The organism is Agromyces sp. Root1464, assembly GCF_001427265.1.
Classification (GTDB): Bacteria; Actinomycetota; Actinomycetes; order Actinomycetales; family Microbacteriaceae; genus Agromyces; species Agromyces fucosus.
Genome location: NZ_LMFU01000001.1, coordinates 594,057 through 606,969 on the forward strand (window position 1 = coordinate 594,057; position 12,913 = coordinate 606,969).

The 12,913-nt window shown below is 72.1% G+C and carries 11 protein-coding genes; 6 read left to right on the plus strand and 5 right to left on the minus strand.

What is annotated here, in order from left to right; translation table 11 throughout:
• Position 1 precedes the first annotated feature (1 nt).
• The 3 genes from ASD23_RS02725 to ASD23_RS02735 all read left to right on the plus strand — a co-directional run bounded on the left by ASD23_RS02725 (position 2) and on the right by ASD23_RS02735 (position 4,028).
• Entirely contained in the window at positions 2 to 994 is a 993-nt protein-coding gene (locus tag ASD23_RS02725; protein WP_056005906.1) for an amidohydrolase family protein, read from the plus strand.
• Positions 995 to 1,086: 92 nt separating this feature from the next.
• The gene (gene kynU / locus ASD23_RS02730) at positions 1,087 to 2,361 is read left to right on the plus strand and encodes a kynureninase (protein WP_056005909.1); all 1,275 of its coding nucleotides are present in this window, start codon (positions 1,087 to 1,089) and stop codon (positions 2,359 to 2,361) included.
• Between the two features lie 122 nt (positions 2,362 to 2,483).
• Positions 2,484 to 4,028 carry a PucR family transcriptional regulator gene (locus tag ASD23_RS02735; RefSeq protein ID WP_235507610.1) on the plus strand — a complete coding sequence of 515 codons (1,545 nt, stop codon included), beginning with the start codon at positions 2,484 to 2,486 and terminating at the stop codon, positions 4,026 to 4,028.
• 170 nt (positions 4,029 to 4,198) lie between these two features.
• Here ASD23_RS02735 and ASD23_RS02740 read toward each other — a convergent pair whose 3' ends face one another.
• The gene (locus ASD23_RS02740; RefSeq protein WP_056005916.1) at positions 4,199 to 5,602 is read right to left on the minus strand and encodes a GH1 family beta-glucosidase; all 1,404 of its coding nucleotides are present in this window, start codon (positions 5,600 to 5,602) and stop codon (positions 4,199 to 4,201) included.
• A gap of 196 nt (positions 5,603 to 5,798) precedes the next feature.
• Between ASD23_RS02740 and ASD23_RS02745 the strand changes: the two genes are divergently transcribed.
• A complete protein-coding gene (locus ASD23_RS02745; RefSeq protein WP_056005918.1) occupies positions 5,799 to 5,993 on the plus strand; it encodes a DUF1918 domain-containing protein in 195 nt (64 codons plus the stop codon).
• 89 nt (positions 5,994 to 6,082) lie between these two features.
• Positions 6,083 to 6,850: an SGNH/GDSL hydrolase family protein gene (locus ASD23_RS02750; protein ID WP_056005921.1), complete on the plus strand. Its 768-nt coding sequence runs from the start codon at positions 6,083 to 6,085 to the stop codon at positions 6,848 to 6,850.
• An 11-nt stretch (positions 6,851 to 6,861) separates the two neighbouring features.
• Here ASD23_RS02750 and ASD23_RS02755 read toward each other — a convergent pair whose 3' ends face one another.
• The 4 genes from ASD23_RS02755 to ASD23_RS02770 form a co-directional block, all read right to left on the minus strand.
• On the minus strand, positions 6,862 to 7,359 hold the full coding sequence (locus ASD23_RS02755; protein WP_056005924.1) for an FBP domain-containing protein: 498 nt from the start codon (positions 7,357 to 7,359) through the stop codon (positions 6,862 to 6,864).
• Between the two features lie 80 nt (positions 7,360 to 7,439).
• A complete protein-coding gene (locus tag ASD23_RS02760; protein WP_056005927.1) occupies positions 7,440 to 8,366 on the minus strand; it encodes a bile acid:sodium symporter family protein in 927 nt (308 codons plus the stop codon).
• Positions 8,367 to 8,489: 123 nt separating this feature from the next.
• Positions 8,490 to 9,878, minus strand: a complete 1,389-nt coding sequence (locus ASD23_RS02765) for an aminotransferase class V-fold PLP-dependent enzyme (RefSeq protein ID WP_200941666.1) — start codon at positions 9,876 to 9,878, stop codon at positions 8,490 to 8,492.
• A gap of 121 nt (positions 9,879 to 9,999) precedes the next feature.
• Positions 10,000 to 11,454 (minus strand): NtaA/DmoA family FMN-dependent monooxygenase, encoded by a 1,455-nt coding sequence (locus tag ASD23_RS02770; RefSeq protein ID WP_082571128.1) that lies wholly within the window; start codon positions 11,452 to 11,454, stop codon positions 10,000 to 10,002.
• A gap of 381 nt (positions 11,455 to 11,835) precedes the next feature.
• Here ASD23_RS02770 and ASD23_RS02775 point away from each other — a divergent pair, with 381 nt between their 5' ends.
• On the plus strand, positions 11,836 to 12,873 hold the full coding sequence (locus ASD23_RS02775) for a hypothetical protein (RefSeq protein WP_056005930.1): 1,038 nt from the start codon (positions 11,836 to 11,838) through the stop codon (positions 12,871 to 12,873).
• The last annotated feature ends 40 nt before the right edge of the window (positions 12,874 to 12,913 follow it).

Below are 12,913 nucleotides of genomic sequence, written 5' to 3' on the forward strand. Positions count from 1 at the left end.
GGTGGGCTCGATCGACGTCCACACGCACTACGTGCCGCGTGCCTGGCCCGACCTGTCCGCACAGGTCGGGCCGGGCACCTGGCCGTCGCTGCGGGTCGACTCGGAGCACGACGCGATGATCATGCTCGGCGACGCCGAGTTCCGTCGGGTGGGTGCCGACTGCTGGGACGCCGACGTGCGGCTCGCCGACATGGAGGCCGACGGCGTCGAACTCCAGGTCGTCTCGCCGACCCCCGTCTTCTTCTCGTACGACAAGAGCGGTGACGAAGCCGTCAAGGTCGCCAGGATCTTCAACGACCTCGCACTGGACATCTGCGAGCCGGGCGCCGGCAGGCTCCTGCCGTTCGCGCAGGTGCCCCTCCAGAATCCGGATGCCGCGTGCGCCGAGGTCGATCGCTGCATGGGCAACGGCCACTTCGGCGTCGAGATCGGCAATCACGTCGGCGACCGCGACCTCGATCACGAGGGCATGATCACGTTCCTGCAGCACTGCGCCGATCGCGGCGTTCCCGTGCTCGTGCACCCGTGGGACATGCCGAGCTCGCCGCGACTGGAGCGGTGGATGGCACGCTGGCTCACCGGCATGCCCGCCGAGACGCATCTCTCGATCATCGCGATGATCCTCGGGGGCGTCTTCGACCGGGTCCCGCCGACGCTCCGCATCGGCTTCGCCCACGGCGGCGGCTCGTTCGCGTTCTGGCTCGGGCGGTTCGAGAACGCGTGGCATCGGCGCCCCGACCTCGTCGGCGTCAGCGAGCTGGCGCCGTCGGGATACCTCGACCGCTTCAGCGTGGACTCCGTCGTGTTCGACCCGGCGGCGCTGCGCCTCCTCGTCGACACCCTCGGCGCCGAGCAGGTGATGCTCGGCAGCGACTACCCGTACCCCCTGGGCGAGCGCCCGGTGGGCGCGGTCGTCGACCGGGCTCACTTCCTGACCGACGCGCAGAAGGCAGCGATCCGGCACGGCAACGCCCGTCGTTTCCTCGGCCTCTGATCCGAGCTCACCAGCTCGAGCCCTCGCTCCGCCGCCCCTGCCCGCCTCGCCCCGCCCGCCCCGCCCCCGAAACCGTGAAGGGATGCCCGCACATGAGCATCGCGACATCCGCCCCCATCTCCATCGACCGCGCGACGTGCGCCGACCTCGACGCCGCCGACCCGCTCGCCTCGTTCCGCGAGCGCTTCGCACTGCCCGACGGCGTCGTCTACCTCGACGGCAACTCGCTCGGGGCACTGCCTCGAGCGACGTCGGCGCACGTCGAGCGCGTCATCGCCGAGGAGTGGGGCACCGGCCTCATCCGGAGCTGGAACGCTGCCGGCTGGTTCGAGAAGCCCCTCGTGCTCGGCGATCGCATCGCGCCGCTCATCGGCGCGGGCCCTGGCGAGGTCGTGCTCGGCGACTCGACGTCGGCGAGCCTGTTCCAGGTCGCGATGGCTGCCGCGCGCCTGCGGCCCGATCGCCGGGTCATCGTCTCCGAGCGCGGCAACTTCCCGACGGACCTCTACATCCTCGAGAGCGTGCAGGCGCTCGCCGGGGCTGCGGAGCCGCTCGAGCGGCGGCTGGTCGACGACGACGGTCCCGGCCTCGACGAGGTGCTCGGGGACGACGTCGCGGTCGTCGTGCTCACGCACGTGAACTACCGCACCGGGCGCATGTACGACATGGCCGAGGTGACCCGCCGCGTGCACGAGGCCGGCGCGATCATGGTGTGGGACCTCTGCCACAGCGTCGGGGCGGTGCCGGTCGACCTGCGGGCGGCGGATGCGGACTTCGCGGTCGGCTGCACGTACAAGTACCTCAACGGCGGCCCCGGCTCGCCGTCGTTCATGTGGGTCGCCGAGCGCCATCACGCCGAAGCGAGACCCGCGATCACCGGATGGCACGGGCACGCGACCCCCTTCGACTTCGAGGTGGCGTACACGCCGGCCGCGGGGGTCACCCGCTTCCGCGTCGGAACGCCGCAGCTCCTCTCGGTCGCCGCGCTCGAGGCGAGCCTCGACCTGTGGGCGGAGGTCGACCTGGACCTCGTGCGCGAGAAGAGCCTCCGGCTCACCGAGCTGTTCATCTCCCTCGTCGACACGCGTCTCGCCGAGTGGGGGGTCGAGGTGGTCACGCCCCGCCAGTCGTCGCAGCGCGGCAGCCAGGTGGCGCTCCGCGTCGGCGACGGATACGCCGTCATGCAGGCGCTCATCGAACGCGGCGTCATCGGCGACTTCCGGGCACCCGACCTCATGCGGTTCGGCTTCGCTCCGCTGTACGTGTCGCACACCGATGTGTGGGACGCGGTCGATGCCCTCGCCGACATCCTGGCGACGGAGGCGTGGCGCGAACCCCGGTTCGCCCGGCAGGGCACCGTCACCTGAGACGCAGCTGCGGCACCCGGCGGGCCGCTGTCACAAAGGGCGCCATGCCTGGCGCCCGGTTGTACACTCAGGGCTGGATGTTCGACGCGGCGTACACCGCGCGCCACTTGCCGAGGAGCCCAGTGCAGCCGACCGTGCAGACCCTGCTCGACCGCCCCGAGCTCGCGCTCGGCCTGCTCACCCCCGCAGCCGAACTGCCCGAGGGGGCGCTCTCGGCGCGCGTGGTCTGGGCGCACAGCTCCGACCTCGCCGACCCCACGCCCTTCCTCGATGCCGGCCACGTGCTCCTGACGACCGGCACCCAGTTCGGCGACGACGCCGAGGCCGGCTTCGCCGCCGGCTACGTCGCGCGGCTCCGCGCGACGGGTGTCGCCGCGCTCGGCTTCGGCACCGAGGTGATCCGCGAGGGCACGCCCGAGTCGCTCGTCGAGGCGTGCATCGCCCAGGGCCTGCCGCTCTTCGAGGTGCCCTACCGAGTTCCGTTCATCGCGATCGCCCGCACGGTCGCCGACCTCATCGCCGAAGACGCCTACGCACGGCAGGCATGGGCGCTGAACGCGCAGCGGGCGATCTCGCTCGCCGCCCTCCGCCCCGACGGCTTGTCCGCGACGCTCGCCGAGCTCTCCCACCGCCTCGGGGCATGGGTCGGGCTGATCGACGCCACGGGGTCGCTCGACCGCGAAGCGCCCGACGACGGACTCGGCCAGCCGCTCCTCGGCGAGGTCGTGGGCGAGGCGCGTTCGATGCTGCGCCGAGGCCAGCGGGCCAGCCGCACGCTCGTCGCCGGCGAGTCGGCCGGGTCGCCGCAGCGGATGACGCTGCAGACGCTGGGCGGCGGCGGTGCGCTCCGCGGCGTGCTCGCGATCGGCGACTCCCCCGAACTCGACCAGGCCGGTCGCGAGGTCGTCACCTCGGTGATCGCCCTCGCCGGCCTCGCGCTCGAGCAGAACCGCGACCTCGACCGGGCACGCGGTCACCTGCGGTCGGGGCTGCTCCGCGGCATCCTCGCGGGTGATCTGACGCTCGCCGAGCGGGTCGCGACCGAGATGTGGGGGCCGCTCCCGTCGGCGCCGATGCGCATCGCCGTGATGGATGCCCCGCTCACCGCCGTCGACCGCCTGACCGAGCTGCTCGAGCTGCGTGTCGAGGAGCGCGGCGGACGCCTCTTCTTCGGCCGCGACGACGAGCAGTTCGTGCTGCTGCTCGAGGAGGTCGACACCGCGCTCGCCGATGAGCTCGCGACCGAGTTCGAGCTACCCGTCGGCCTCTCCGACCCGGTCGGCACGGGCGGCATCGCGCTCGCCCACGAGCAGGCGCTGCGAGCGGTCGAACGCGCCCGCGAATCCGGTTCGGGCGTCGTGCTGTTCGACGAGATCAGCCGGCAGGGCGTGCTCGCGTTCCTCGCCCGCACCGATGCCCGCGCCGTCGCGCTGGCGACGCTCGCCCCGCTCACCGAGCACGACGCCGAGAACGGCACGACGCTGCTCACGACGACCCGCACGTGGCTCCAACACGGCGGCCAGTTCGACGCCACGGCGCAGGCGCTCGGGGTGCACCGTCACACCGTGCGGAGCCGCATCGCGCTCGCCGAGCGCCTGCTCGGCCGCGACCTCTCGGGCTTCCACGCCCGGGCCGACCTGTGGGCCGCGCTCCTCGCGGTCGACTGACGCCCCGCCGCTCCTCTTCATCCGCCATCTGCCGCTCTTCCGCCCACCTTTGCTTCCCGAGCACCACGACTTCGGCGATCGCCACAGCCTCGGAGCCTGCCGGGCGATCGGGCCCGAATCCGTGCAGTTCTCCGAACCTGCGGTGCGCGCCGCCGCCACGAGGCGCGGGCTCAGCCGCGCGAGCTCCCGATGCGGTCGCGATACCAGGCGTACGAGTCCTTGGGCGTGCGCTCGCCGGTCTCGAAGTCGACGTGCACGAGCCCGAAGCGCTGCGTGTACCCCTCGGCCCACTCGAAGTTGTCGGTGAGCGACCACAGGTAGTAGCCCTGCACGTCGACGCCCTCGTCGATCGCCCGCCGCACCGCCGCGATGTGCTCGTCGAGGTAGCCGATGCGCCGTTCGTCGTGCACGGTGCGCTGCACCCCGCCGTCGACGGCCTCCTCCACGACCTCGTCGGGGAACGACGCGCCGTTCTCGGTGATGACGACGGGCGGCAGCCGCTCGCCGTAGTCGCGCGCGAACGAGACGAGCAGCTCGGTGAACGTCTCGGGCATGATCGGCCAGTCGAATCCCGTGGTCGCCACATCCTCGAACTCCACTGGCTCGAACGGCAGGCCGGCCGCGGCGAACTCGGAGCCCTCGGCCGGCGCCGCAACGCGCGTGGGGTTGTAGAAGTTGATGCCGTAGAAGTCGAGGGGCGCGCCGATCAGCTCGAGGTCGCCGTCTTCGAGCCCCGGCATCGCCTCGAGGCCGAAGCCCGAGAGGTCGGGGTAGGCGCCCGTGAGCACGGGGTCGGCGAAGATGCGGTTGTAGATGAGGTCGAAGGCTCCCGCGGCGAACAGGTCGGCCGGGGCATCCGTCGCGGGAACCATCAGGGTGTGGTTGTTCGTGATGCCGACCTCGGCGTCGCCCCGCTCGCGGATCGCGGCGACGGCGAGTCCGTGCGCGAGCAGCTGGTGGTGGGCTGTCGGCAAAGACCCCATCATGAGCGCGTGCCCCGGCGCCTGGCTGCCGAGCGCGTAGCCCTGCAGGGTCGTCATCGCGGGCTCGTTGAGGGTGATCCAGCGCTGCACGCGATCGCCGAGTCGGTCGACCACCAGGCCGGCGTACTCGGCGAGTCGGTAGGCGGTGTCGCGGTTCAGCCAGCCGCCGGCGGCTTCGAGCTCCTGCGGGAGGTCCCAGTGGTAGAGCGTCGGCACGGGCGCGATGCCGGCGGCGAGCAGCTCGTCGACGAGGCGGTCGTAGTACGCGAGCCCAGCCTCGTTCGCGGGGCCGGTGCCGCCGGGTTGCACCCGGGGCCACGAGATCGAGAACCGGTAGTCGTCGGCGTCGAGCCCGGCGAGCAGTGCGACGTCGTCGCGATACCGACGGTAGCTGTCGGCTGCGAGCTCGGCGTTCGAGCCGTCGATCACGAGACCGGGCGTGCGCGTGAAGACGTCCCAGATCGACTCGCCGCGGCCGCCCTCGCGCGTCGAACCCTCGATCTGGAAGGCCGCGGTGGCGGCGCCCCAGCGGAATCCCTGGGGGAACGTCAGCGCCTCGGCCGGGCGGTCGGGGGTGGCGGCATCGGCCATGGGGAACCTCGCTGTTCGTCGACTGGCGGCGGTGAGCGGATGCCGCGGCATCCGCTCGGCTCGAAGTGGGACATCTGACCCACTCCGGCCACCCTATCCGCCGAACGTGCTCGAGGGAAGGGTTCGCACCCCCGCCAGCCGCCCTTCCGCGCTCCCGTCCACCGGCGTACGCTGGAAGGACTCGGAGGAGGACGCGATGCACGCAACCGTCGGAGAACGCCTCATCATCCACGGCAAGCAGGTCGGCCAAGCCACCCGCCGCGGCGAGATCCTCGAGATCCGCGGCGAAGACGGCGGCCCGCCCTACCTCGTGCGGTTCGACGACGGCCACGAGACCCTGCTCTACCCCGGCGCCGACTGCGAGATCGAGCCCAAGCAGACCGCGGGCTGAGCACCCGGCGATGCGGCGCTGCCGGCGCGGCGCCCCCGAAGCGGAGGCCGCGCGGCGACGCCGCCGGTGGCCCGCGATAGCGTGGAGGCATGTTCCACTCCTACGCGGCGATCGGCGACAGCTTCACCGAGGGCGTCGGCGACGAGCTCCCCGACGGCTCCGTGCGCGGCTGGGCCGACTTCGTGGCGATCGGCCTCGCCGCCGCCGCGCGCGAGCCCATCGGATACGCGAACCTGGCGATCCGCGGCCGCAAGCTCGGCCCCATCATCGACGAGCAGCTCGACCCCGCGATCGCGCTGCGGCCCGAGCTCCTGAGCTTCAACGGCGGCGGCAACGACATGCTGCGCCCCCGCATGGACGAGCAGGTCACGGCCGCCCGCTTCCGCGACGCGATCGAGCGCATCCGCGCCGAGGGCATCCACGTGCTCATGCTGAGCGGCGCGAACCCGACCGACCACATCCCCATGGGCAAGGTGTTCGACGCACGCGGCGCGCGCCTCACCGCGGCACTCGTCGACCTCGCCGACCGCCCCGGCGTCACCTTCGTCGACAACTTCAACGACGTGGGCCTCCGCGACATCCGCTACTGGTCGCCCGACAAGCTGCACCTGAACGCGCTCGGCCACGCGCGCGTCGCGAGCAACGTGCTGACCGGGCTGGGCGTCGCCGTCCCCGTCGAGTGGGGCGTCGAAGAGGTCGCCGCTGCGCCGGCGGGCCCCAAGAGCCGCAATACCGCCGCGTACTACCGCGAGTTCGTGCTGCCGTGGATCGGGCGGCGCCTCACGGGCCGCTCATCCGGCGACGGGCGCATGGCGAAGCGGCCGACGCTCGAGCCGGTTCCGGATGCCGCGGCCTGACGCCTGACCGTTCAGGCGATGCCGAGCACGTCGGCGACGAACGCCCGTGTGCGGCGCGCGAGCCCCTCGATGCGCTCGAGCTCGTGCACGCTCGGCAGCACCTCCGACGGCGCAGGCGGGCGGCCGAGCCGTACGGTCTCCTGGCAGGCGAGGTCGGCGCAGATGTAGGTCCCGATGCTGTCGCCGCGTTCGCCCGCAGCGCCCGCGCGTCGAGCCGAGAACAGCTCCACCTGGTCGCCGGGCTGATGCGTGTGGCAGAGATTGCAGATCGCCGCGCGGTGGTGCGAGCCGGTGCGATCGGCGGCCCGGAGCACGATGCCGACCGGCATCCCCTCGATCTCGGTGACGAGGTAGCCGCGCGACGGGATGCGGGGGTCGCGCCAGCCGAAGGCGTCGAGCGGCGCCCACTCGGTCACGAAGAAGCGCACGGGCAGCGCGAGCTGGTCGAGCTCGGCCTCGTTCGCATTGCCGAAGAGCGAGCGAACGGCCTTCTCGTCGAGCGGCTGCATGCCTCCCCTTCCATGCCTGACCCGCCCAGTCTACGAATCCGCGCGGGTCGCCGGCACCTCCGCACCGGCCGCCGGGGAGCTCAGCTCGCGGGCTCCCCGGCACTCCTGCTCTCGGCGGGCACGCCGCCGGCCGCGACATCCGCTCGCCCGGGAGCCGGGCCCCGCCGGCGGATCAGGAAGCCGAAGGCGAGCGCCACGAAGAACATCAGCACGCCGTAGACCGCGGCGGGCAGGCTCATCTCGACGCTGCCGATGACGGTCTGCGCGATGACGATCGCGAGCGTCGCATTGTGGATGCCGATCTCGAACGAGCTCGCGATCGACTGGGCCGGCCCGACGCGCAGCAGCCGCGGCACGAGGTAGCCGATCGTGAGGCTCAGCACGCAGAAGAGCACCGTGATGGCGGCGAGACTGCCGAAGTTCTCGAGCAGCAGCTCGAGGTTCGAGGCGATCGCCCCGGCGATGACGACCACGAGGATGACGACGGACGCGATGCGCACGGGCTTGTCCATGCGGTCGGCGAAGCCCGGGCGCCACCAGCGCACGAGCATGCCGATCGCGACCGGCAGCAATACGATCGCGAACACCTCGACGACCTTCGCGAGTTGCAGTCCGAGCCCGTCGTCACCCGGCAGGAAGTACGTGATCGCGAGGTTCGTGATGAGGGGCAGCGTGAAGACCGCGAGCACCGAGTTGATCGCCGTGAGCGAGATGTTCAGGGCGACGTCGCCGCGGAACAGGTGGCTGTACAGGTTCGCCGTCGTGCCGCCGGGCGAGGCGGCGAGCAGCATCATGCCGACCGCGAGCACCGGCGGCAGCTGGAAGACGAGCACGAGGCCGAGGCAGAGCGCCGGCAGCACGAGCAGCTGGCAGACGAGGGCGATGATCACCGCCTTCGGATGCTTCGCCACGCGCGCGAAGTCGCCCGGGGTGAGTGAGAGTCCGAGCCCGAACATGATGATGCCGAGGGCGACGGGGAGTCCGATGGTGGTCAACGCTGATCCCATGCGCCAAGTGTGGACCACGAGGAGCAGGCGTTGCGTATCGATTCGATGACGGATGGCCGCGCGATGCCGCCATCACACGGAAGCCCCCGCAGGCGTGGTCTCCGGCGAGGGCGGAGACCCGTCTCAGGCGAGGGCGAAGTCGGGGCGAGGGCGGTCGTCGACGCGCGGACACCAGCCCTCAGGCGAGTGGTCGTAGGCGTGGGCCGGGCCATCGGCGACGAGGCGGGCGAGGGCGTCGAGGAACCGGTCGACGTCGTCGGCAGAGCTGCCCGCGCCGAGGCTCGCCCGGAGGCCGTTCGACCGGGTGGCCGTGCGCTCGAAGAAGGGGTGGGCGCAGAATCGGCCGGCGCGCACCGAGATGCCGTGCTCCGCGCCGAGCGCCGCGGCGAGGAGGCCGACGGAGCCGCGCTCCAGTTCGATCGTCGCGATGCCGAGCCGGTCGCTCGGCCCGCCGCCGTCCGAATCGCGCGGCTCGCTGAATCCACTGAGCACGCGCACGCCCTGCTGGCGGGCGAGGCCCGCGTGAAGTCGCTGCGTGAGCGCGTGCTCGTGGTCGCGTCGCGCGTCGTCGCCGAGCCGCTCGAGTTCGGCGAGCGCGCGGGCGATCGCGACCGCGCCGATGACGTTGGGGGTGCCGGCCTCGTGTCGTTCGACCCCGTGCTTCCAGTCGACCCCGTCGGCCCGCACCGCGGCGACGGCGCCGCCGCCCGCGAGGTAGGCGGGTGCCGCGTCGAGCCAGTCGGCCCGGCCCACGAGGGCGCCGGCGCCGAATGGCGCATACGCCTTGTGGCCCGAGAAGGCGAGGTAGTCGATGCCCGACGCCGTGACGTCGACCCGGCGGTGCGGCAGCAGCTGCGCCGCGTCGACGGCGATGCGGGCGCCGCGTGCGTGGGCGATCTCGGCGAGCCGGTCGATCGGCAGCACCTCGCCGGTGACGTTCGATGCGCCGGTCACCGACAGCAGCGCGGCCGGCGTGCGGGCGAGCTCGGCGTCGAGGGCCTCGAGGGTCGCGGCGATGGTCGCCCGCCCCTCGACGAGCCGGCGCGAACGCCAGGGCAGCAGGTTGGCGTGGTGCTCGAGGTCGAGCACCACCGTGTCGCCGGGCACGGCACCGGCGAGCAGGTTCAGTGCGTCGGTCGTGTTGCGGGTGAAGACGACGAGGTCGTCGTCTCGGGCGCCGACATGCCGGGCCACCGCGAGTCGGGCGTCTTCGACGAGCGAGGTCGACAGCTGCGACGGGTACCCCGACCCGCGGTGCACGCTCGCGTAGTACGGCAGCACGCGCGTCACCTGCTGCGCCACGACGTCGAACGCGGGCGCCGAGGCCGCGACATCGAGGTTCACGTGCCGCACGAACCCGCCGCCGAGCACTGGCACCTCGAGGCCGGCGTCGGCGAGCACCGCGAGCGGGCCGGGGCCGGCGGATCGGGGCGGAGCCGAGGGATCCGTCGCCTGAGCGGCCGGCGCACGGCGCACGGCGCTGCGCGTCGCGAACTGCTCGGTGACCGTCACGGATGCTCCTCGATTGCGGGTGTCCGCGACAGGTTACGGATCGCCGGAATCGCCCTCAACCACGCTCGCCGCGAAGGGTCACACCGCGACACATTGCGACACACTGTTGCCCGCCCTTGCGCTACGGATGCCGCCGCGTCGACGCGAGTCGTCCGCGCGACCCCTGCCCGTGGCCGTGCTGGACGACGCCTCCCGGGTCGCCGATCGTCGCGTGCACGCTCTCGGGGCGCGCGAGCCCGAGGTGGTCGCGCAGCGTCTCGCCCTCGTACTCGGTCGGCAGGATTCCCCGCCGCTGCAGTTCGGGCACGACCTGGAACGCGAACGCCTCGAACTGCTGCGGCTGCACCGCCGAGAGCACGTTGAACCCGTCGACCCCGCCGGCGGCGCCCCACGCCTCGAACTCGGCGGCGATGTCGTCGGCGGTGCCGACGATCATCGACGCGTTGACGGATGCCGCGACGACGAGGTGACGCAGGGTCGGCGGCCGATCGCCCGACGGGCTGCGTCCCGTGCGCTCGGCGACGATCTCGACGAGCTCCTGTCCGGCGGCGCTGAACTCGGCCACGAGCGCGGGCGTGACCGCGCGGTCGGGCGAGAGCCCGCCGAGGTCGACCCCCACGAGGAGCGAGAGCTGCGCAAGCGAGCGGTTCGACGGGAACGCCGCGGGCGGGCCGCTGGGCCAGTCCTCGGCGATCTGCACGAGCTCGCTGAGCTCGTCGGCGATCGACTGGGCGTGCTCGCGCGTCTCCCCCACGATCGGCAGCACGGGCGCGATGACCTTCAGCGTGCGGTCGTCGCGACCCGACTCGAAGGCCAGCGAGCGCAGCTCCTCGCGGATCGCGATCGCCTGCTCGCGGTCGCCGACGGCGACGAGCGCGAGGTCGGCGCTCTGCGCGGCGAAGAGTCGCGACCGCGGCGAGATGCCGGCGTGCACGATCGGCAGGTGGCCCTGCACCGGCCGTGGCACGTTGAGCGGACCCGTCACGCTGAGATGCTCGCCGTGGAAGTCGGTGGCGTGCAGCTTCTGCGGGTCGAGGTACACGCCGCTCGCGGCATCCGCGACGATCGCGTCGTCGTCGAAGGAGTCCCAGAGCCGCCGCAGCACGATCTCGAACTCGACCGCGCGATCGAACCGCGACTCGTTCGCGGTGTGGAAGTCGACGCCGTGATTGGCTGCTGCGCGCGGCTCGGCGCCCGTCACGAGGTTGAGGCCGGCACGGCCGCCAGAGAGCAGGTCGGCCGACGCCGTCGCACGGGCCAGGGTGTACGGATCGGAGTAGCTCGTGTTCGCGGTCGCGATCAGCCCGATGCGGCTCGTGACCCCCGCGAGGTAGGTGATCGCCGCGATCGGGTCGACGCGGGCGACGAGGTACGGATCCTGGAACTCGAGGTCGTGCCCCGTGGCGAGCCAGTCGCCGAAGAAGAGGTAGTCGAGTCGCGCGGCCTCCGCCACCTCGGCGGCTCGCCGCAGCACGGCCGCGTCGCCGCGCGGGTCGCGATGGGCGCCCGGGTACCGCCACCCCGAGGGGTAGGCGCCGATCGCTCTGACCATCGCGCCGATGATGAGTCGTGTCATGTCGACCTCCTGAACACGACGGTAGAGAGCACGAGCGGATGCCGCGAGGCACCCTGTCACACGTGTCAACGCGAGGTCACGCGGCGTCACCCAGCGGGTGCCGGGGCGGCCCGCGGCGACTCGCGGGGACACACGATGCGCTTCCCGCGCATGAGGTCGGAGCGCCTGCGATTCCGAGGAGATCCGCGATTCCGAGGATCATCGGTCTCTCACCCACCCTCGAAATCGTCGATCCCCTCGAAATCGCGGATGATCGCCGCCGACATCAGCGCCGCCGCACCCTGCGGCATCCATCAGCCCCGGCATCTCCGGAAACTTGCACCACGGTGATGACACAACTTGTGCTAACTTGGCGACACAATCCGATGGGAGAGCACCGACATGCCGCAGATCACGATCCCACCGATCCCCGCTGGCGAACTCTTCGGGCTGCTCCTGCACATTCCGCTCTTCTCCCTCGTCGTCGCGGCCGTCATCGCCGCCGCCGTGCTCGTGATCCGTCGCAGTCGCGCGTCGGGTGTCGATCGGCGTCGTGAGCGCTCGGCCGATCCCGCCACGGCGCTGCGGTACCGACCCGAGCATCTTGCTCTGGCCGTTGGCGCAATCCTCGTCATCGCGGCGTTCGCCACCGAGAACATCGTGCGCGGCTACTTGCTCCGCCTCGCAAACGTCGTCGAGTGGTGGCAGTACGCGACGCCGGTCTTCGCGGCTCTGGTCGTCGTCGCCGCGGCGTTCGTGCTCATCGTCGCGAGGAAGCGGACGCCGGAACAACCGGCGCCGTCGAACGTGCGACGTACGTGGGCGACGTTCGGCCCCCGTGCCGGCATCGCCGGCGCCCTCCTCGCGCTCCTGGCCCTCGTCACCACGACAATCGCCGCGGGGCTCGCGTCGTCGCCCGACGCCGACGGCCGGTGGATCCTCCTCGTGCTCACCGCGCCGAACGCGACGATCGACGATGTGCGCCCGTGGTTCTACGGCTGGGCGTTCGGCGTGCCCGTGCTCGTCTGCACGGCAGCCCTCGTGCTCGCGACCTGGCTGACACTCCGGAGCAATGCGGCGCGACCGTTCCTCCGGCCCGACACGATCGCCGCCGAGACGATCGCCCGCGCAGAGGTGGCGAACGGCACGGTCTCCGTCGCGGCAGCGGGCATGCTGCTCGCACTCGGCGGAGCGTGGCGCTTCATCGCGCGGTCAGGGTCGATCGGGAGCCTCGAGATCGAGGGGGTCTCCGGCTCCTTCGACATCACTTGGAGATACGCCGAGTTCGCGGTCGTCGGAGGCTGGCTCGCTCCCGCCGTCGAGGTCGTCGCCTTCGTGCTGCTCCTGCTCGTGGCGAGCAGATTGCGGCGGCGCCCCGCTGGACCCGCCGCGATCAGCCGCCCCTCCTCGCCTACTCACGAGACCGCGAGCGCCCGATGAATGCCCCGAGTACCCCTGGTCTCGCAGCAGACGGCGGCCC